Annotated in this window: 12 protein-coding genes; 5 read left to right on the forward strand and 7 right to left on the reverse strand. The window is 45.9% G+C overall.

Annotated features, from left to right (window positions below):
• Window positions 1–957: 957 nt before the first annotated feature.
• Entirely contained in the window at window positions 958–2,250 is a 1,293-nt protein-coding gene (locus tag H3V12_RS10225; RefSeq protein ID WP_075869246.1) for an adenylosuccinate synthase, read from the forward strand.
• 213 nt (window positions 2,251–2,463) lie between these two features.
• Window positions 2,464–4,431, forward strand: coding sequence for a hypothetical protein (locus H3V12_RS10230; RefSeq protein ID WP_198214581.1), 1,968 nt, complete (start codon window positions 2,464–2,466; stop codon window positions 4,429–4,431).
• Between the two features lie 650 nt (window positions 4,432–5,081).
• On the opposite strand, the gene rpoH is transcribed toward H3V12_RS10230, so the two are convergent.
• From rpoH to H3V12_RS10260, 6 genes are all read right to left on the reverse strand, one after another.
• Window positions 5,082–6,011, reverse strand: coding sequence for an RNA polymerase sigma factor RpoH (gene rpoH, locus H3V12_RS10235; protein ID WP_075869878.1), 930 nt, complete (start codon window positions 6,009–6,011; stop codon window positions 5,082–5,084).
• Between the two features lie 166 nt (window positions 6,012–6,177).
• Window positions 6,178–7,176, reverse strand: a complete 999-nt coding sequence (locus tag H3V12_RS10240; protein WP_198214582.1) for an RluA family pseudouridine synthase — start codon at window positions 7,174–7,176, stop codon at window positions 6,178–6,180.
• 89 nt (window positions 7,177–7,265) lie between these two features.
• Window positions 7,266–8,696 (reverse strand): aldehyde dehydrogenase family protein, encoded by a 1,431-nt coding sequence (locus tag H3V12_RS10245; RefSeq protein WP_198214583.1) that lies wholly within the window; start codon window positions 8,694–8,696, stop codon window positions 7,266–7,268.
• A gap of 340 nt (window positions 8,697–9,036) precedes the next feature.
• On the reverse strand, window positions 9,037–9,186 hold the full coding sequence (locus H3V12_RS10250; protein WP_198214584.1) for a hypothetical protein: 150 nt from the start codon (window positions 9,184–9,186) through the stop codon (window positions 9,037–9,039).
• Window positions 9,187–9,483: 297 nt separating this feature from the next.
• Entirely contained in the window at window positions 9,484–10,914 is a 1,431-nt protein-coding gene (locus H3V12_RS10255) for an aldehyde dehydrogenase family protein (RefSeq protein WP_198214585.1), read from the reverse strand.
• Window positions 10,915–11,276: 362 nt separating this feature from the next.
• A complete protein-coding gene (locus tag H3V12_RS10260) occupies window positions 11,277–11,921 on the reverse strand; it encodes a hypothetical protein (RefSeq protein ID WP_198214586.1) in 645 nt (214 codons plus the stop codon).
• A 528-nt stretch (window positions 11,922–12,449) separates the two neighbouring features.
• Here H3V12_RS10260 and proP point away from each other — a divergent pair.
• The gene (gene proP / locus H3V12_RS10265) at window positions 12,450–13,940 is read left to right on the forward strand and encodes a glycine betaine/L-proline transporter ProP (protein WP_198214587.1); all 1,491 of its coding nucleotides are present in this window, start codon (window positions 12,450–12,452) and stop codon (window positions 13,938–13,940) included.
• Between the two features lie 115 nt (window positions 13,941–14,055).
• On the opposite strand, the gene H3V12_RS10270 is transcribed toward proP, so the two are convergent.
• Complete coding sequence (locus tag H3V12_RS10270; protein ID WP_198214588.1) at window positions 14,056–14,526, reverse strand: Lrp/AsnC ligand binding domain-containing protein; 471 nt, start codon at window positions 14,524–14,526, stop codon at window positions 14,056–14,058.
• Window positions 14,527–14,701: 175 nt separating this feature from the next.
• Between H3V12_RS10270 and putA the strand changes: the two genes are divergently transcribed.
• Both putA and H3V12_RS11215 read left to right on the forward strand, forming a co-directional pair.
• On the forward strand, window positions 14,702–18,370 hold the full coding sequence (gene putA / locus H3V12_RS10275) for a trifunctional transcriptional regulator/proline dehydrogenase/L-glutamate gamma-semialdehyde dehydrogenase (protein ID WP_198214589.1): 3,669 nt from the start codon (window positions 14,702–14,704) through the stop codon (window positions 18,368–18,370).
• Between the two features lie 160 nt (window positions 18,371–18,530).
• A complete protein-coding gene (locus tag H3V12_RS11215) occupies window positions 18,531–21,812 on the forward strand; it encodes a DNA translocase FtsK (protein ID WP_246787557.1) in 3,282 nt (1,093 codons plus the stop codon).
• The last annotated feature ends 9 nt before the right edge of the window (window positions 21,813–21,821 follow it).

A 21,821-nucleotide genomic window follows, 5' to 3' on the forward strand; every position in this document is an offset into this window, starting at 1 on the left:
ATGAATAAATGGTTAAGACCGAAAAGACAATCTTAATTAGCCGGTTTATTTTTTAAAACCGGATAAACCACAGGGCCGAATTGATCGGGTAATGTTTAATAAGTCATTGTTTTATATATATATAATTAATTTAAAAAATTTATGAATTGATACCGTAATTTTTAAAAGCCAACGACAAATTTTGTGGAGTTACCGCACTTTTGCTGTTTTTAATTTTGACTTTTATCAAGGCTAGAAATTCACCTTTTAGAATCAGAAAAATAAAATGTTTTCAAGAGGATAACTTTAAAAATTGCACATATCCTACAATCTTTTAAAATTGTTGAACAATGCAAAATATGGCTCGCGTCGAAACAAGGGGAAAAGTGTCTTTTCAAAAATTTTTGATAATAAAATCGCACTTTCAGAAAATAATGTACCAATACGAAACAAGTGAAGAGAGAATCACGCAAGTTTCCGCAGGGTGGATTTAAATCGATTTAAAAAGAATGAAAGAATAGTTCATATTTTAAATGCAAAACTTCTTTATCGGTTTTAAATCCGATAAAATGCAAATAAGCCTGTTAACCGTTGTTCCATGGCGGCAAAATCAGAGTCGAAATTTTTAAGGTGTGCAGGGCACTTGGCAACTTTGGTCTAAATGGCCATCGCCTATTTTTTTAAAATCGCAATGTTTAATCTGCTTGTTGCGGTTGTAGAAAAGCACTTTATCGTTCAGGAGATAGAAAAAGGGAGATCGTTCGAAAAATGTTGAGGAGGGTGACCATTTTTTTAAGCTTTTTCCCATTGCTCGGCCTTTTTGATTGATTGTTTTCGAGCTTGTTTTTGGTGTAAAAGTTCAAAAATTTCGGCGTAAAAGGCTAAAAGAAGAGTCGCACTCGAAACTATAGTTGGGTATAAGAAAGCCGTTTATTTCTGAAGGAAGGTTAAAAACCTTCAAATAGGACGGAGAAGATTATGGCCAATGTAGTGGTTGTCGGCGCACAATGGGGCGACGAAGGAAAAGGCAAGATTGTTGACTGGTTATCCGAGCGTGCAGATGTTGTTGTACGTTATCAAGGCGGACACAACGCCGGACATACATTGGTTATAGATGGAACAAGCTACAAATTGTCACTTTTGCCATCCGGCGTTGTTCGGGGTAAACTTTCTGTCATCGGCAATGGTGTTGTTGTTGATCCGCACCACTTTGTGGAAGAGCTGAAAAAGCTCAGAGGGCAAGGAATTACTATTACACCGGAAAATTTGCGTATAGCAGAAAACGCACCGCTTATTCTTTCTCTTCATCGGGATCTTGATGCAGCCCGGGAAGATGCCACATCAAGTCTTAAAATCGGCACGACCAAGCGGGGAATAGGGCCGGCCTATGAAGACAAAGTCGGCCGTCGTTCAATCCGTGTCATGGATCTTGCGGAACCCGATACTTTGATGGCGAAAATTGAACGTTTGCTTGCCCACCACAATCCGCTCCGTCGCGGTATGGGGAAGCCGGAGATTGATCCAAAAACACTTTATGACGAGCTCATGGAAGTTGCAGGCGATATTCTTCCCTTTATGGACCGCACATGGAAATTGCTCGATGAACAGCGCCGTGCCGGTTCTCGAATTCTTTTTGAAGGTGCACAAGGTGCACTTCTTGATAATGATTTCGGCACTTATCCTTATGTCACCTCTTCCAATACAATTGCCGGTCAGGCTGCGACAGGATCAGGTATGGGGCCGGGTGCAATCAATTATGTTCTGGGTATCGCCAAGGCTTACACAACACGCGTTGGTGAGGGACCGTTTCCGACCGAACAGAAAAACGAAGCGGGTGAATATCTTGGCACACATGGACACGAATATGGCGTTGTAACCGGACGCAAACGCCGTTGTGGTTGGTTTGATGCGGTTTTGCTGCGCCAGATGATTGCTGTTTGCGGCATTAACGGTATTGCTTTAACCAAACTTGATGTTCTTGACGGACTGGATGAAATCAAATTGTGTGTCGGCTATGAACTTGACGGTAAAAAGATCGACTATATGCCGTCATCCATGGGGGCTCAGGCACGCTTGAAGCCGATTTATGAAACCATGGAAGGCTGGAAAGCAACCACCGCGGGTGCCAGAAGCTGGGCTGATTTGCCGGCCAAGGCGGTTAAATATGTCCGTCATATCGAAGAATTGATCGGCGCACCTGTGGCGCTTCTTTCAACCAGCCCCGAGCGTCTCGACACTATTCTTGTAACCGACCCGTTTGAAGACAGATAAGACAGGTTTGAAGTGTGTGGCGGCAAATGGCCGCCAACTTATCCCGGGATAGAGTAAAATTTGACGATTGTTTTGTTAGACTATATCTATTTTTTATGAGGGATAAACTTACCGGAAAAGGTTGTTCAAGAACAATATCGGTCAACAATCTGAAGTAACCGGCAGAATAAAGGCCTGCCGGTTGTTGTGGATATTTAGAAAGTAAAGAAACCGATGGCGAATTTCGCAGGGTTATTAAAAAAAACTATCGATGCCCAGAATAATCCGACACCACAATTGCGGGCACGGGTTTATGCTCGCGCGCGTGAAACTGTCGAGCGGAAACTTGCCGAAACCAATGTTCCCGAAAATGTGGCAGCGGCACAATTGAACGCGCTTGATGAGGCGATCAAAAGTGTTGAAGCCGACTATGTCGCGGTTGAACAGGAATTGCTTTCTACCATTATGGTAAGAAAACCGGCTGAAGAAAAACCGGCGCCTGCTGGCGAAGCATTTCGTCCATTTGCCTCTCCACAAAATCATCAGGAATCGGAGCATATCGAGGCCCGGACACCATCTTCTATTCATCCGCAAGATAACGCCGACGACGTGCAAAGAAAAGCTGGTGAACAGCATGACGGGCAGCAAACTTCACCAACAGACTATCAGGGTGTTGCAAGCGGTCTTGGAGAAAATAGAAGTTTGCTTTCTGGAGAAACGAAACGAGATGACTCAACTCCAAGCAATGATCTAGGCAAAAGGGCAACGGCTTCTTCCCGTAATTTTTTAGGCGAGAATAAAACATTTGCCACTACCAGTAATGGTGATGAAGCAACGCTCAAGTCGGACGATGCTTTTTCGACCAATTCTACGAATGTAAAAAAAGTGCCGGACGCCGAGCCGGTCAATATGGAAGACATTATCGCTGCGGAAAAGGAAGCCGAGAAAGAACAAGCTGAAAAAGAACAGCAGTCGGCAAAGGCCTTGGGAAACAACCAGCAAACCGGCGATTATGACATCGTTTCCGATATTTTTGTGCAGGCTGCCAAACGGACAGAACGCCGTGCTGCGAGAAAACGGGCAATTGTAATCGGTTTATCAAGTGCGGTCGTGGTCATCGTTGTAGTGGGTGTTTTGTTGACAGCCTGGAGTTTTCTTTCAGGAAAAAACAAGTCGCATGAAGCGGAAAACCACATTGCGGAGAGCAATGCAAACGAGCAACCGAAAGAAAAATTTACCCAGCGCCTTCTGGCTGATGGTAGCGAAGTTGACGAAGGGCCTGCAAAAACGGCAATCAAACCCGGTGAAGGGACGTCAACTTCAGCCGGAACAACCGGAGCTGCAAATCCCCAAGAACAACCGGGAGAAGCAACATTCTATCAGGCACGCACCGATCAACAGGATGAAAAAGTCGAAACCGGTTCGGTTCAATGGTCGGTGGTTAAAGATAAAGCCACTGCACAGCATCCGGAAGAAATTGCGGTGCGTGGTAACGTGACAATTCCTGACGAAAAATTGTCGCTGAGGTTGACACTTCGACGCAATACCGATCCATCATTGCCGGCAGCCTATCTTATCGAGGCAATTTTTATTGTTCCCGACGATTTTGAAGGTAAAGCGATTGATAATGTTCACGAGCTGACATTCAAGGATAGCGAGCAGGCTCCCGGTCAACAGTTGACCGGAACAGTCGAAGCGAAAATTGATGATGATTTCTTCCTCTTTGCATTAAGTGGAGCCAATCCTTTCCGTGATCGTAATCTTCAGCTCATGAAACAATTGGGATGGATCCGTCTTGTCATCACCGATAAAAATAAACGTGTTTCGGAATTGACCTTTTCAAAAGGCCCGAATGGTGAGGCTATCTTCAATCAAGTGATCGATAGTTGGCTCAATCAAAACAACAAACCGACGCTCTATGATGAGAAGCAGAGTTCCGATGGTAGCAATGCAAATAATCCGACAGCACAAAGCAACGAAAATGGCGTTACAACTGATAATCCGCAAGCTCAGGGGCAAAGCGAAGATAATGCTGAAGTAAACGGCATAAATCAGTCCCCGACAACAGGTGCCCAACCGGATTCCGATGCCGCGGAACCAAGTACTGGTGAATCGGGAGCCGCTGACGCGCCGAAAGGTGATGGACAAACAGCGCCCGATGGCGATCAATCAACTGATACAGGTGAAGAAGATACCGAATAACAGTTTGATCGCAAAAATTAGATTGCCGAATTCGAAATAACGCTGTTGGACTTTTCCATATTTATTATTAATGAGTGCGGAAAGCGTGGCATGTGAAGCCGTATCCGGTAAGAACAACCTTGCCGTAAAAGGGAACGCCTAACTCCTTTTTTATCTCGTTGACGGAGGAAGGGTGGAAAATATATGCATGAAAAACGGTAGCGGTTAAAATGCTACCTGATTGAAATTTCCGCTCATTGTTTACTCAAAAAACCACCAAATGCCGGAATGCAAATTGACCAGGCTACTGATCCAATCTGTGAAAAAGAAGGTCGGAATAATTGCGTTACCAATATGCGAGAGATCAAAATATCAGTCAATCAAACGCGTTGAACAAATACCGGCATTTCAGGGAATTCCGGAAATTGCATGAAAGAAGCAGGCTTTCATATCAACGTCCAAACTTTCGTATAAATTCCCGAATATTCATATAAATTCATTGTGTCGGGTAAAATTTTCAACAAGCCGGAGCGGAACAATGAAAAATAAAAAAGGCCCTTTCGAGCCTTTTGCTTTTTTTGGGTTTTGTTCGGAGTTTTTCCGCTGCATCAAGAAAAATCTTCGTTATCCGATAAACTGTCGCCAATAACCGGAATGCTTTCCGGTTATGTTTATTTGGTTGCCGCAGGTGCAAGTTTCTTGGGCGTTGTCGGAAGCAATGCACGCTTTTGCGCGATTGCAGCAGCTTTCACGGCATTCTGTACTTTTTCGAATGCGCGCACTTCAATTTGGCGAACACGTTCACGACTGATGCCGAATTCGGTTGAAAGTTCTTCAAGTGTCACCGGATCTTCCGAGAGACGGCGTGCTTTGAAAATGCGTTTTTCGCGATCATTTAAACCTTCCATTGCCTGTTCAAGCATGGCACGGCGATTTTCAAGCTCGTCTTCTTCAATCAGTAGCTGTTCCTGACTGCTTGAATCATCAACCAGCCAATCTTGCCATTCACCACTTTCACCTTCACTCGCACGGATCGGCGCATTGAGTGATGTGTCGCCCGATAAGCGCCGGTTCATCGAAATGACGTCTTCTTCACTGACATTAAGACGGGTCGCAATTTCCTTGACCTGTTCGGGGTTAAGGTCGCCGTCATCCAAAGCCTGAATTTTGCTTTTGACTTTTCTCAAGTTAAAAAACAGCCGCTTCTGATTGGCAGTGGTGCCCATTTTTACAAGGCTCCACGAGCGCAAAACATATTCCTGAATGGACGCTTTGATCCACCACATGGCATAAGTTGCAAGCCTGAAGCCGCGTTCCGGTTCAAAACGTTTGACAGCCTGCATCAGGCCGACATTTCCCTCGGAAATAACTTCACCGATCGGCAGACCATAGCCACGATAACCCATTGCAATTTTTGCAACGAGCCTTAAATGACTTGTAACGAGTTTATGTGCTGCCTTCGGGTCATTATGCTCGCGATAACGTTTTGCAAGCATATATTCTTCCTGTGGCTCCAGCATAGGAAACCGGCGTATCTCTTCCAGATAGCGGGTAAGTCCCCCATCACCGTTAGCAACTGATGGTAAATTTGTCTGGGCCATAAAGCACCCTCCTTTAGCGCGTTCTCCCATTAAAGGCGAAAACGAAAAATATCCTTTTCGTACAGGATGTAACAAGCATATTACACCGTCTATATGGCCTTTTTAAGAAACAAGCATCCGTCCGGTTGACGTTCAATCAAACAAACCCGCCAAAGCCAAAATAGTTTCACCTAAATTTCCGAAATGCCCCGATAAGATTGAGCATATCAGTTGGCAGGCTACTCGTAAAGCGCATGATTTTTCCGGTAGACGGATGTTCAAAGACAAGTGTCGCAGCATGAAGAGCTTGATGCGGAAATGCACTGACAATTGCTTTTAAGTCATCGGGTAACATATTGGCTTTTGTTTTAAAAGCATTGCCATAGACCTGATCGCCGACAAGCGGATGACCGATGTGAGCCATATGCACACGGATCTGGTGTGTACGTCCTGTTTCCAATCGGCATTCAATCAGACTTGCAATCGCTTCCTTTTCATTCGTTTCCCCGAAAGATTCCAATAGTCGGTAATGTGTCACGGCATGGCGCGCATCCATCTGGGTGGGCGAAACAACGGATCTTTTTGTACGATCACGCGAAGAACGTCCCAGATAGGTGTCAACCACACCAGCCTTTTGCGCAAAGGCACCCCACACCACAGCCTGATAGCTGCGTTCGAGAGGACCTTGTCGACCGTGATCAGCAAATTGTCGGCTTAAAACATTATGTGCATGGTCATTTTTTGCAACAACCATAACCCCGCTTGTATCTTTGTCGAGACGGTGCACAATTCCCGGACGCTTTACGCCCCCTATGCCCGAAAGCGAAGAACCGCAGTGGTAGATCAGGGCATTGACCATTGTACCCGTTTCGTTGCCATTGCCGGGGTGGACAACAAGGCCTACCGGTTTGTTGATAACTATAAGATCATCATCTTCATAGAGAATTTCAAGGTCTATTGCTTCCCCTTCGGGGCGTGCAGCAACCGGTTCCGGCAGAAAAACTTCAATTGAATCGCCAATTTTCAAGCGGGTTTTTGGTTCGCGTATAACAAGTTGATTTATTTTCAACTGCCCTTCACGAATGAGTGCCTGAAGACGCGAGCGCGACATTTCGGGACAATTCTTTGCCAGCCATTGATCGACGCGTTGACCTTTAGCCGTGTCATCACTTACCAGTCTGATCAAATGAAGCCCTATTGAAGTTTAAAGTTTACGAAATTGAGCCGCTTCGGCAAAGGGAATGTTCCCCTTGCCGGAGACGGATAATCATTATCTTACCATTCGGAGATGGCTTTTGTATCAAGAAATTGCTTGATTCCCCAGATACTACCTTCACGGGCATGGCCGGAATATTTGACACCACCGAAGAAGCTTTCCTTCGGCAAGCTCTTACCGTTAACTTCGACCATACCGGAACGCAAGGCCGTTGCAACGCGGTGGCATTTTTCCTTGTCTCCGGATTGGACATAGTTGGTCAGTCCATAATCCGTGTCATTGGCCATTGCAATGGCTTCTTCTTCACTGTCAAAAGGAATCATCGACAGAACCGGCCCGAAAATTTCCTGACGGAAAATTCTCATATCCGGTTTGACATCGGCAAAAACGGTCGGGCGGACAAAATAGCCGCGCTTGAAACCGTCAGCCAAGCCGGTACCACCGGCAACAAGTGTTGCGCCTTCGTCGATACCCGATTGGATAAGGCCTTGGATCTTGTCAAATTGGGCTTTTGATACAACCGGTCCCAAATGGTTTCCGTGTTCGCTCGCAACAGCAAGTTTGACATTATTTGCTACGTCTTTCGCAATTTTCTTGGCTTTTTCATAAATTGAACGCTCGACAAACATGCGGGTCGGTGCATTGCAACTCTGGCCGCTATTGTTGAAGCAGGCCAGAACGCTCCATTTGATAGCATCTTCACGGGCATCGGCGAAAACCAGATTGGCTCCTTTACCACCAAGCTCCAGATCAACATGTTTTAATGTGTCCGAAGCATTTTTGGAAATTGCTTTGCCAACGCCGGTAGAACCGGTAAAACTTATCATTGCAATATCGGGATGGCCGGAAAGACATGTTCCAACACCGGCGCCATCACCATTGACAAGGTTGAACACCCCCTTGGGAAGACCCGCCTCATCAATAATATCGGCATATAAGAGACCGGAAAGCGGAGCAATTTCAGAAGGCTTCAAAACCATCGTGCAACCGGTAAGCAATGCCGGAATAACCTTCAGGTTGATCAGGTTCATTGGCCAGTTCCATGGCGTAATGAGACCGACGACGCCGACCGGTTCATATTGTAGCGCACTATCCTTGCGACCTTTGACAAGTTCTGTCTTAAAAGAAAAATGTTTAAAGCTATCAATAAAGCCTTCGATAAAGTAAGCACCACCTCCGACTTGTTGTTCCAAGGCCATATCAATGGGGGCACCCATTTCTGTTGAAATAGCTTTTGCCATTTCACCTCTGCGCTGGTTATAGATGTCCAATATTTTTTCAACAAAGATTAAACGCTTTTGCGGGTCGGTATGCTTCCATCCCTCAAAGGCTGCTTTTGCAGCTGCAACGGCGCGATCGACATCTTTTGACGTGCCATTGCTGATGACAGCACAAGCTTCTTCCGTCGACGGATCAATTACTTTGAGGTCATGTGCCTCGACTGGCTCAACCCAGGCACCATTTATATAGAATTTGCGTTTATCTAACATATTTATCCCTTTAAGCCCACGCAGGGCAATTTTATATCGGTTTTCCTTTTTCCCGAAGCCATAGACATCCATATTGGAAAAACTTTTTGTCGTTCAAAAAGTTGGAAGAACCGGAATTTCCGTGCAAACGGCTTTTTTAAAAATACGATTGCCCCTCTTATTTAAAAAGTGATCCTAGGTATTAAAGTGTTGTCGTTTATTTTTTTAAAAAAAGTCGCAATAAGGTAAGACACACGAAAGCCGTGTTGAAACAATAAAAATCCGGCAAGCTTTCAATATTCTTATAAGCCAAAGGTCTTTCAAAGAGGCCAATATCGGGAGGAAAAAACGGAGGAGCAGATCACGGCGTTGACTGAACCGTCTCGTTATCATTGCCGGAATAGACCACAAGGCCTGCCGGTTTGTTGATAACTATAAAATCATCATTTTTATAAAGGATATCAAGGCCTATTGCATACCCTTCGGGGCGTGCTGCAACCGGTTCCGGCAAAAAACTTTAATTGAACAGCCAATTTTCAACCGCGTTTTCGGTTTGCGTATAACAAGTTGATTTATTTTCAACTGGCCTTCACAAATGAAATCCTCAAGAGCCTGAAGACGCGAACACGACATTTCCGGACAATTCTTTGCCAGCCCTTAATCGACGCGTTGACCTTTGGCTGTGTCATCACTTACCAGTCTGATCAACTTCCATCCTGCCTATTTGCAAAAGTCGGAAATTTGCATTTCCGGCAAAAAGTAAATGGCTTTTTGCCGGAAAGGGTAACCTTATTTTATCATTCGGATTTTACCATTCGGAAATGGCTTTTGTATCAAGAAATTCCTTGATTCCCCAGATACCACCTTCACGGGCATGGCCTGAATATTTGACGCCACCGAAATAGCTTCCCTTCGGCAAGCTTAAACCGTTGACTTCAACCATGCCGGAACGCAATGCCGTTGCAACGCGGTGGCACTTTTCCTTGTCTTCGGATTGGACATAGTTGGTCAAGCCATAGTTCGTGTCATTGGCCATTGCTATGGCTTCTTCTTCACTATCAAAAGGAATCATCGACAGAACCGGTCCGAAAATTTCCTCGCGGAAAATTCTCATGCCCGGTTTGACATCGGCAAAAACAGTCGGCCGGACAAAATAGCCATGATTGATACCTTCTGGCAGACCCGTTCCACCGGCAAGAAGTGTTGCACCTTCGTCGATGCCCGATTGGATAAGGCCCTCAATTTTATCGAATTGGGCTTTTGATACAACGGGGCCGAGATGGTTTCCATGTTCGTTTGCCACAGCGAGTTTGACATTATTGGCAACTTCTTTTGCTATTTTTTTGGCTTTTTCATAAATCGAACGCTCGACAAACATGCGGGTTGGTGCATTGCAACTCTGGCCGCTATTATTGAAGCATCTTAAAACACTCCATTTGACAGCATCTTCACGGGCATCGGCGAAAACCAGATTGGCTCCTTTGCCTCCAAGCTCGAGCCCCACACGTTTTAGTGTTTCTGCTGCATTTTTGGAAATTGCCTTACCTGCGCGGGTGGAGCCGGTAAAGCTTATCATGGCAATGTCCGGATGACCGGAAAGACATGTTCCAACACCCGCACCATCACCATTGACAAGGTTGAACACACCCTTCGGCAGACCAGCCTGATCAATAATATCGGCGAATAAAGATGCAGAAAGCGGAGCAATTTCGGAAGGCTTCAAAACCATGGTACAACCGGCAAGCAATGCCGGAATGACCTTCAATGTAATCTGGTTCATCGGCCAGTTCCATGGCGTAATGAGACCTACAACTCCAATCGGCTCATATTGAAGCGCACTATCTTTATGACCTTTGACAAGTTCGCTCTGGAAAGAAAAATGCAAAAAGCTATCAATGAAAGTTTCAATATGGCGTCCACCAGCGGCAGCCTGTTGTTCTACAGCCATATCAATCGGGGCGCCCATTTCGGTTGAAATAGCCTTCGCAATTTCACCCCTGCGCTGATTGTAGATGGCCAATATTTTTTCAACAAAGGTTAAACGCTTTTGCGGGTCGGTATGCTTCCATCCCTCAAAGGCTGCTTTTGCAGCTGCAACTGCATGATCGACGTCTTTTGACGTGCCATTGCTGATAACACCACAAACTTCTTCAGTTGATGGATCAATCACATTAAGGTCGTGTGCCTCGACAGGCGCAACCCAGGCGCCATTTATATAGAATTTGCGTTTATCTAACATAGTTTATCCCTTTAAGTCCTCGCTTGGGTATTTTATACCTGTTTTCACCCTATCCAAAGTCATAAGACGTTTTTATTGGCAAAACTTTTTGTCATTGGAAAAATATTAGAACCGGACTTTGGTGCAAAAAGGTTTTTCAAAATTACGATCGTCTCAATTATTTAAAGAGCGATCACATCTGTTAAAAGTATCATTGTCCGGTTTTTCAAGCTAGCGTACGACAAAATCAGCAAAAGCGGTATTGCAGTAACAAAAATCAGGCAAGCTCCAAACAGTCTGATAAGTCGGGCGGTTTTCTAAAGAGGTCCGTTTTGCAAAGCCCGTTTTTCGACTTTTATCGGCGATAGTTTTGCAAAAGTTTTTTATTTATCTGGTTCCACGCTTTCAGATTTATCGGGTTCAGGACTTTCAGATTTATCGGGTTCGGAGTTTTTAACCGGTTTATCCTCGCAGCTTGATACGGGAATTTCCATTTTGGCCTTTTTATCCCCATCAATAAAGGTGATGTAATAGGATTTGATCGTCAAATCAAAATATTGCTGATTGGTTTTGCGATAAGGCAACGCTTGTTCGGCCTTGAGTATTCCACAATATTTTACGAGATTTTTATTCAGATAAGAATTGGCATAAGCCTCGAGATCGTCTTTTGTGGATCCTTCGGCCAATGGAGTGTTGTTTTTCACGTTAAGTGTAAGTGAATGGGCACGTACCTTGACACTGGTGAGTGTCACATTTTCGAATTTCAATGGTGTTTGTTCGAATTGCCGGTCAAGTTGTTTTTGACGTTGAGCGAGATTTATCAGGGGTTGGACCGGACTGGGGCCATCAGTCTGGAACGCCATATAAGCAGCCATTGCAAGAGCACCGGTGGCGATCACCATAAGTTTTTGCGGAACTTTCAAAAGCCGCATGACAATAGAAAACAAGACCAGTGCTACAATAAGAATTGTAACGACGATCTCGATCCCGTGCAGATCGAATGGCAATATATAGATCAGTTCTTCCATGGCTCAATCATCATTAAAATCAACTGCGTTAAAGTATAAAACAAAATTCTTAATCATAAGATGACGACCGACAGAGATTGCTTTTTTACAGCTTCAAGTTGAAAAGACATATCCACATCATAAGTTCCATCTTAATGCTCGACTTGTTATTTTTGATTAAATTATCTATACTGAACCCCTCATATATGTGATTTTGGTTGACGGTTATTGATCTGGCCCTAATTTTCAAGATGGTCATTATCGTTGTTGTGGGCAATTATTCAACCGTCTTTAGCCCTTTATCTAATTTCCGGTTATGTTTACCGCGGGATTTGATGGAAGCAAGACTTGATTGTCTTTTTTAAAGAAAGGGCAAACCTCGGCATCGTGAGAATTTGGTATGAAACGACCTTCATCGTCGCGTCTTAACGCGCTTCAATGAAGGGGTATGTCTTTGGCTCGAAAAGGAGCTTTTGCTCAAAAAGAACGGGGGCGCGAAAAGGGTGGGCCTTTTTATTCAAAAGACATATCAGGAATAAGGAAGAACATATGTCAGAAACGACACAACAACCACTTACTGTCAAAGATATTCCGATTGTCGGAAACAAAGAGTTGCGAAAAGTTATCTGCGCAGCCGGTCTTGGAAATGCCATAGAGTGGTTTGATTTCAGTGTCTACGGTTTTCTGGCAGTCATTATCGGACACACGTTTTTTGCTTCCGCTCCCCAATCGGTTCAATTGATTGCATCCCTCGCCACTTTTTCCATCCCGTTTTTGTTCAGGCCGATGGGCGGCGCCATTTTCGGTTATCTCGGCGACAAATATGGTCGCAAAAACATTCTTTCCTTTACAATCATTTTGATGTCGGCAAGCACATTTGCTATTGGCCTCATTCCCTCTTACTCGACAATCGGGATATTCGCGCCACTTTTGCTGCTTCTCGCTAAAATCATTCAGGGACTTTCCGTTGGTGGTGAATATGCCGGTGCGGTGGTTTTCGTCAGCGAATATTCACCGGACAGGAAGCGCGGCTTTATGGCAAGCTGGCTCGATTTCGGTTCTATTGCCGGTTTTCTTGTCGGTGCTTTGGTGGTGTCGACGATTTCTCTTGTGATCGGGCAGGATGCAATGGGCAATTGGGGCTGGCGTATCCCCTTCTTTATTTCACTGCCGCTGGGGTTGGTCGGCCTTTATTTAAGAAAATCGTTAGATGAATCGCCCACTTACGAGGCACAAAACAACAATTCGGCCGAGGAGGAAGCACAGGAAAAAGTCGAGACGACATCTGTCGGTACCATCATCAAGGAAAACCTCAACGGCATTGTTATCAGTTGTCTGTTGGTGATTGCGGTGAATTCGACCTATTATATGTTGCTCACTTATATGCCGAACTTTTTATCCGTCAATCTCGGCTATAGTTATGACCATGGTGTTCTTATTATCATTGTTGTCATGGCTTTCATGCTTCTGGTGCAACCACTTGTCGGTTTTTTAAGCGATAAAATCGGTCGCAAACCGTTTTTGTTCATCGGTTCTGTCGGTCAATTCTTTCTCGCTATTCCCGCTTTTTATATGGTCATGCACCACAATGTATTTATGATCGCAGGGGGAATTGCCATTCTCGCTGTTCTTCTTTGTTGTTTCATCGGTGTTATGGCCTCTATCCTTCCGGCACTTTTCCCGACTGATGTACGTTTCAGAACACTTGCGATCTGCTTTAATATTGCAGTGTTGATTGCCGGTCTTACACCGCCTATTGCAGCCTGGCTTGTTGAAACTTTGCAATCTCTTTATATGCCGGCCTATTATCTCATGGTGGTTGCTATTTTCGGCTTTATCGCAGCCGTCAAAATGCCGGAAACGGCCAATCGTCCGCTAAAAGACGCAACACCGGTTGCTTCGTCCAAAACCGAAGCAAAAGAAGTGTTGCAGGAACATTTCGATTATATTGAAGATCAGGTCAACGAGATTGAAAACAAAATCTCCGATCTCGAGGAACAACGGCAAAATCTTGTTGACCAGCATCCGAAGTTGAATTGATTGAGAAATATGGCCGTTTCGCTTTATGGTCAATTGACCGGCTTTTGAGCTCCAAACCTCATATTGAAGAAGCTGACGTATAAAGGGCAGGTGCTAAAGGTTTCCGGTATATCGATTAACGCCTGAAACCGGCATCTACAACATTTTGCATAACTACGAAGGTCGATGTACTCGCGACATAGGGCAAGGTCGAAATTTTTTCGCCAAGAACGATACGGTAACGCTTGATGTCACTGGTTCGCACTTTCAAAAGATAGTCGAACGAGCTTGCAATCATGTGGCATTCTTCCACTTCCCGTATTTTTTTCACGGCAGCATTGAAAGCCCGCAAAGCTTCTTCTCTTGTGTCGGAAAGTTTCACTTCCGCAAAAGCGATATGTTCAAGTCCCATTTTTGCAGGGTTGAGCACGGCACGAAAACCGGTGATATAGCCTTCATTGACAAGCTTTTTTAAACGTAATTGGCAAGGTGTTTTTGAAAGGCCGACTTTCTCGGAAAGCTCGGTAATAGACATACGGCCATTTTCAACAAGTGCATCAATAATACGATTATCGATGCGGTCGATTTCGCTATTTTTTTCTTCCATTGATGTAAAAAATCCTAATACTCAGGCTTAAAACAAGAAAAAACACTAGAAAATACATTTTTTTGTGCAAGAAGTAAACTATAGCCGGTGCTATGATCGCTGCATAACAAGCTTTAAAAGCATTTTTTCAAAATTTTCCAAGTTCAATAAATCTTATCCAGAGTGGAATGAAATCATGACCAGAACACAAAAGCCGTTTGCCGAATTTGCGCCTCCCATCTCCAAGCAGAGCGAACTTCGCAAAAAAATCACCGCAGCCTATCGCCGTACGGAAACCGAATGTCTGAAGCCGCTTCTCGAGGCAGCAACAATTGACGAGAAAACCAAAAAAGACATTGCAGCTACTGCGCGCCATCTCATTGAAACGATGCGGGCAAAATATAAGGGTAATGGCGTTGAAGGTCTGGTTCATGAATATTCTTTGTCGTCGCATGAAGGTGTGGCACTTATGTGTCTGGCAGAAGCACTGTTGCGCATACCCGACAAAGCAACCCGTGATGCCCTCATTCGCGACAAAGTGGCGGGTGGTGACTGGAAAGCGCATTTGGGCGGTGGAAAATCGCTTTTCGTCAATGCCGCAACCTGGGGACTTGTGGTGACCGGCAAATTATCAGCGAGTGTCAGGGAAGGAGAACTGTCTTCCTCTTTGACTGGTCTTATCGCGCGCTGTGGCGAGCCGGTTATCCGCAAAGGAATGGATATGGCCATGCGCATGATGGGCGAGCAATTTGTGCGCGGCGAAACCATTGAAGAAGCGCTCGAGCGCTCGAAACCACTGGAAGCACGCGGGTTTCGTTATTCCTATGACATGTTGGGGGAAGCCGCTACAACGGCTGACGATGCCGATCGCTATTATCGTGACTACGAGATGGCAATTCATGCCATCGGTAAAGCCTCGAATGGACGTGGCGTCTATGAGGGGCCCGGTATTTCCATTAAGCTTTCTGCACTTCATCCCCGTTATTTCCGTTCTCAGGCCGACCGTGTCATGGGCGAACTCATGCCGCGCGTCAAACAATTGGCTTTGCTTTGTAAAAATTACAATATCGGGCTTAATATAGATGCCGAGGAAGCCGACCGGCTCGAGCTTTCACTTGATATCATGGATAGCCTTTGTTTCGATCCTGATCTTGACGGGTGGAACGGTATCGGCTTTGTTGTGCAAGCTTACGGTCGTCGCTGCCCCTTTGTGCTTGATTATCTCATTGATCTTGCCCGCCGCAGTCACCATCGTTTGATGGTGCGCCTTGTCAAAGGTGCCTATTGGGATGCTGAAATCAAGCGCGCACAGGTTGACGGGCTTGAAAGTTTCCCCGTCTATACGCGTAAAGTTTATACAGATGTTTCCTATGTTGCCAATGCCCGAAAACTTCTTTCGGCTCCTGATGCCGTTTTCCCGCAATTTGCAACGCATAACGCGCAAACCATGGCAACGATCTATCATCTGGCAGGGCCTGATAAGTACACTGTCGAACAATTCGAGTTCCAGTGTCTCCACGGCATGGGCGAACCACTTTATGACGAGGTTGTAGGCAAAGATAAAATGCAGCGTCCGGCACGCCTTTATGCACCGGTCGGAACACATGAAACCTTGCTTGCTTATCTGGTACGGCGGTTGTTGGAAAACGGTGCCAATTCTTCTTTTGTCAATCGCATTACCGACAAGTCTATATCGGTTGATGAACTTGTTGTTGATCCGGTTGATGTGGTGCGTAATATGCCCGTTCCCGGTGCCCAACATGATAAAATTGCTTCACCTGCCGATCTTTTCGGAAAAGACCGTCGCAATTCCGATGGATATGATTTATCGAACGAAACAGTGCTTGCGGAACTCACTGAAGATTTTCAAAAAAGTTCGGCAACAGACTGGAAAGCAGCACCGGCGAATGTTGGAAAGGGCGCAAAATCACGTCAAATTTTAAATCCCGGAGACCATCGCGACAAAGTGGGCGAAGTTATCGAGATTGATGAAAGTGAAACGCGCAAAATGGTTGCGACCGCTGAAAAAGCGTTTTCATCATGGGCAAAGACTTCACATCAGTCGCGCTCGGAGATTCTTGAAAAAGCGGCCGATCTTATGCAAGCGCGCATGCCTTTACTTCTAGCACTTGCGGCACGGGAAGCCGGAAAATCCATTCCGAATTCTATTGCCGAAGTGAGGGAGGCCATTGATTTCTTGCGCTTTTATGCCGGAGAGGTGCGTAAGACTTTTAAAGGCAATGAAGAACCGTTGGGACCGATTGTTTGTATCAGCCCGTGGAATTTCCCGTTGTCGATTTTTATCGGTCAATTATCGGCTGCATTGGCGGCGGGCAATACCGTTTTGGCAAAACCGGCAGAACAAACACCGCTTATTGCTGCTGAAGGCGTGCGCATATTGCATGAAGCGGGAATCCCGGAGGACGTTTTACAATTGTGTCCGGGAGATGGACAAATCGGTGCGGCACTCATTGGCGAGAAAGCGACTTCAGGTGTTATGTTTACCGGCTCGACCGAAGTTGCGCGGCTCATCCAGAAAGAGCTTTCAACCCGCCTCAACAAGAATAAGAAACCCATTCCGATCATTGCCGAAACCGGCGGGCAGAATGCGATGATTGTCGATTCGTCAGCACTTGCCGAACAGGTTGTAGGCGATGTTATTGCCTCGGCTTTTGATAGTGCAGGCCAGCGTTGTTCGGCTTTGCGGGTTTTGTGTTTACAGGAAGAGGTGGCTGACCGCATTCTGGACATGCTTAAAGGCGCAATGCAGGAATTGCGTATCGGGCGCACAGATTTCATCGATACCGATATTGGTGCGGTTATTACCGAAGAAACCAAGGATAATATCGAAACGCATATCGAAACAATGCGCGCTATGGGGCATAAAGTAACACAAACTCCGCTTCCCGATATTGCAAAAGAGGGAACATATGTAAGCCCCACTCTTATCGAGATCGATTCGATTGGCGAATTGAAGCGTGAAGTCTTCGGCCCGGTTTTGCATGTTGTGCGTTATAAACGCAAAGATATTGAAAAGCTTATCAACGAAATCAATGCAACCGGATATGGTCTCACCTTCGGGCTTCATACAAGACTGGATGATTTTGTCGATTATGTTTCAAGCCATATTCGGGTTGGCAATATCTATATCAACCGCAATATTATCGGCGCGGTTGTCGGCTCCCAACCATTTGGCGGAAGGGGATTATCCGGAACAGGTCCCAAAGCCGGTGGGCCTTTATATATCGGCCGCCTCGTCAAACAGGCTCCCGACCTGCAATTTTCTGTTGGGCCAAGAAAAAATGAGCTTATCGACAGTTTTTTGAATTGGCTTCAAAAAAACGGAGAATTATCCGATGCAGCCTTTGCAAAATCATTAAACGGCAAGTCATCGCTTGGCGTCGCCATCAATTTGCCGGGGCCGGTGGGGGAAAGCAATGTTTATTCCCTTCACAGCCGTGGAAAAATTCTCCTTTTTCCGCAAACGAAAAGCGGGCTTTACCGGCAGCTTGCCGCGACATTTGCAACCGGCAATATTGCCGTGATTGACGCAACTTGCAAATTGCAAAATTCGCTTTCGGATTTGCCAAAACAGCTTGCTCGGAACGTCAAATGGTCAGAAAATCTGAACGCCGATGGTCCTTATGCGGGTGCGCTCATAGAAGGCGATGAAAACAGCATTATCGAAAAACAGAAAATTATAGCAGCCCTTTCAGGGCCTATCATTCTCACACAAGCGGCAGCAAGCGAGGAGCTTACATCAGCAGAATTGCCCTATAACCTCGGTTATCTTAGCGAAGAAGTTTCAACTTCGGTGAATACCGCCGCAGCCGGCGGCAATGCAAGCCTGATGACAATCGGCTGAAAGCCGGCAATTATTGTTATTTATAGCAGATCTATTCATCACCACCGGAATATCCGTTCCGGTGGTTTTTTTGTTGATAAAGCGACTTTGGCAAAAGGTTATTAACTTTCGCACTTTAACGTTGAAAAGATGAGTTTTGTTAAGAGGCAATCTTTAAAAATTGCCGCAATCTAGTTTGAGTGCCATGCGTAATCTGAAAACAAATCCGGTCTCTTTAAATCCTGTTGCCAAGCCCGTTTCCGGCGCCACTGCAAAGCCAGAAGAAGCGGTGGCTAGCGCACAATCACAAACGCAATATCCCACCATATGGAAAAAAGCTTTTGCCCTCGGACAGAATGTACGTTTTACACGCACGCCGGAAGTCGAACTTGTGCGCAAACGGGTTGAAAATGATCCCGATTTTGCGGAGAAATTGAAAGCTTTCGAGCTCGAACAAAAGCAAAAGCGTGAAAACGTGGCCTTGAAAGAAAATGCTCCGGAAAATAAAGAACTGGTGACACTTGCTGGAACCACGCCCTTGCCGCAAGGACAGGCACAAGTTCGCTCCTTGCAAGACGAGGTGATTGCTTCTGTCAAACGCAAAAATATCGAACAGAATTATAGCGTCAAATCTGTTTACACACGCCCTCAAAATAGTGGCGCTCCTCAAATCCGGAATGAAACTTCTATGCAAGAAGCGGCGGTCGAGGTGGAAAAACCGGCATCTGAAATTAATAAGCCTGCCGATATCAAGCCGTTTTATCTTTCCGATTCGGCATTTTTTGAATGCGGGCCGGACATTCTTGAAAATCTGGCAAAACTTACGCCGCAAAATGAAAGCGAGCCGCAGCCGGTTGAAACGCCGCTTGCAAGTGCAAACACTATTGTTCCGGAAACAAGCTTGAACATGACTGCGCCCGAAACAGATGCAAACTCTGTAGCAGTCGAAAAGAAGCCCGTTGTGACTGTACAAAAAATGTCACTTGATGGGTCGCTCACGTCGGGTGCGTCCCAATTACCGCCAGTCGCTTCGACTTTGATGACGGGTAATACAACCGAAGAAAAAAGCGCCGCCAAGGTTGAAGAAAAATCTATTGCCGATCTTTATCGGGTGCTGGAATGCCGTTTCCCGAAAAAGAGTGGAAATGGTCCGGAAAAGCCAACGGAAAAGGTTGAAGAAAAAATTGAACAGCAAGTGGCGACACCGGACATAGTTCAACCGACAAGTACTGAATCAGGGGCTTCAGCTCCGGTAGCAAATGATGCGACGGTTCAAGCACCGGAAACATCGGAAGCGGCGGGCGTGGAAAATACCAATGCCGTTATTGTTGACGCGGCACCTCAATCAATCATCAATCAGACAGCGGTAACAGAAAGTGTATCGTTATCAAGTGTTAGTCCGGCAATCACTCCCCGACTGACTGAAACGCCTGTTCTGCAAGTGATAACACCATTGCCTGACAATTCTGTTGTCACTACCTTCAATAATCAGGGGCAAGTGGTGATTGAAAATGCCGGTGCCGAGAAGAATACCGAAAATACGGCCGGTGACGCACAAACGAGTAAATCCGTTGGCGGCACAGTGTCTCAAGCGGCATCGCAAAATTCGGTTTCTGTTTCCTCTGCGGGACAGGAAAATTCGGTTGCTCCATCTGCCGGAATTATCGAGGATATAGAACCGGTAAAAACAGCCGACATCCAGTCCGCTGCAGCACTTCCACAGGCCATAGCACCTCAACATAGCGGAGAAGAAAAGGCTCCTGAACAAAAGGAAAAAACGCAAGCTGTTGCACCAATTGCAACAACTGCGCAAACCGCAACAACCGCGCAAAATGCAACAATTACGCCAACTGCAACAAAAGCGACGATTTCTGCACCATTTCGCACGCTCAATCCGGCTTTTATTCCGAGCCCCAAATCCCAAAGCGACGATTCATACATTTTTCCTTCAATCGACCTTTTGCAGGAGCCGGAACATAAAGATGGTGCGGTGATTTCTCAGGAAACACTTGAACGCAGTGCCGGACTTCTTGAAAGTGTGCTGGAAGATTTCGGTATCAAAGGCGAAATCATTCATGTCCGTCCGGGGCCGGTTGTCACCATGTATGAGTTCGAGCCGGCAGCCGGTGTCAAATCATCGCGCGTTATCGGTCTTTCTGACGATATTGCCCGTTCGATGTCGGCGATTTCCGCACGTGTAGCGGTTATTCCGGGTCGCAATGTTATCGGCATAGAATTGCCGAATAAAGTGCGCGAGACCGTTTATTTACGCGAGATTATCCAGTCGAAGACATTTCAGGATAGCAATTACAAGCTGCCGCTTGCATTAGGTAAAAATATTGGTGGTGAACCGGTTATCGCAGAACTTGCAAAAATGCCGCATCTGCTTGTTGCCGGTACTACGGGTTCGGGTAAATCGGTGGCAATCAACGCCATGATTTTGTCTTTGCTTTATCGTTTGAAGCCGGAGCAATGCCGCCTCATCATGGTTGATCCCAAGATGCTTGAACTGTCTATCTATGACGGCATACCGCATCTTCTAACCCCGGTTGTTACCGATCCCAAAAAGGCTGTGACGGCATTGAAATGGGCGGTGCGTGAAATGGAAGATCGTTATCGCAAAATGGCAAAACTCGGCGTGCGCAATATTGACGGCTTCAACCAGCGTGTCAGTGCGGCAGCAGAAAAAGGCGAAACAATTACCTGTCGTGTCCAATCCGGTTTTGACAAGGAAACCGGCGAAATGCTTTATCATGAAGAGGCAATGGATCTTACGCGTCTTCCTTATATCGTCATTATTGTTGACGAAATGGCCGACCTGATGATGGTTGCAGGCAAAGAAATCGAAGGTGCAATCCAGCGCTTGGCACAAATGGCGCGTGCTGCGGGAATTCACCTTATCATGGCAACACAACGCCCTTCGGTTGATGTGATTACCGGCACAATCAAGGCGAATTTTCCAACCCGCATTTCATTTCAGGTTACCTCCAAGATTGATAGCCGCACGATACTTGGCGAACAAGGTGCAGAGACATTGCTGGGGCAGGGCGATATGCTCCACATGGTGGGTGGTGGCCGGATTGTCCGTGTTCACGGCCCCTTTGTTTCCGATGAGGAAGTCGAACATGTTGTGGCTCATCTGAAGACACAAGGCACGCCCGACTATCTTGCAACAGTGACGGATGGTGAAGACGAAGAAGAAACCATCGAGGACGCCGATTCCATTGCGGACATTGTGGCTGCCGGCAGCGCCGGAGAAAATATGGAAGAACTTTACTTGCAAGCTGTCAAAGTGGTTATGCGCGACAAGAAATGTTCAACATCTTACATCCAGCGCCGTTTGAGTATCGGCTATAACAAGGCAGCAACACTGGTTGAACGCATGGAAGCTGAAGGCATAGTCGGTCCGGCCAACCATGTGGGAAAACGTGAAATTCTTTTAAACCATGGCCATGAACTTTGATAATCGGTT

Source organism: Bartonella sp. W8167 (assembly GCF_016100335.1).
GTDB lineage: Bacteria > Pseudomonadota > Alphaproteobacteria > Rhizobiales > Rhizobiaceae > Bartonella > Bartonella apis.

Coding starts and splice junctions, on each gene's coding strand:
- proP (WP_198214587.1), top strand. CDS start 12,450: ATGTCAGAAACGACACAACAACCACTTACTGTCAAAGATATTCCGATT.
- putA (WP_198214589.1), top strand. CDS start 14,702: ATGACCAGAACACAAAAGCCGTTTGCCGAATTTGCGCCTCCCATCTCC.
- H3V12_RS10270 (WP_198214588.1), bottom strand. CDS start 14,526: ATGGAAGAAAAAAATAGCGAAATCGACCGCATCGATAATCGTATTATT.
- H3V12_RS10230 (WP_198214581.1), top strand. CDS start 2,464: ATGGCGAATTTCGCAGGGTTATTAAAAAAAACTATCGATGCCCAGAAT.
- rpoH (WP_075869878.1), bottom strand. CDS start 6,011: ATGGCCCAGACAAATTTACCATCAGTTGCTAACGGTGATGGGGGACTT.
- H3V12_RS10255 (WP_198214585.1), bottom strand. CDS start 10,914: ATGTTAGATAAACGCAAATTCTATATAAATGGCGCCTGGGTTGCGCCT.
- H3V12_RS10245 (WP_198214583.1), bottom strand. CDS start 8,696: ATGTTAGATAAACGCAAATTCTATATAAATGGTGCCTGGGTTGAGCCA.
- H3V12_RS10260 (WP_198214586.1), bottom strand. CDS start 11,921: ATGGAAGAACTGATCTATATATTGCCATTCGATCTGCACGGGATCGAG.
- H3V12_RS10225 (WP_075869246.1), top strand. CDS start 958: ATGGCCAATGTAGTGGTTGTCGGCGCACAATGGGGCGACGAAGGAAAA.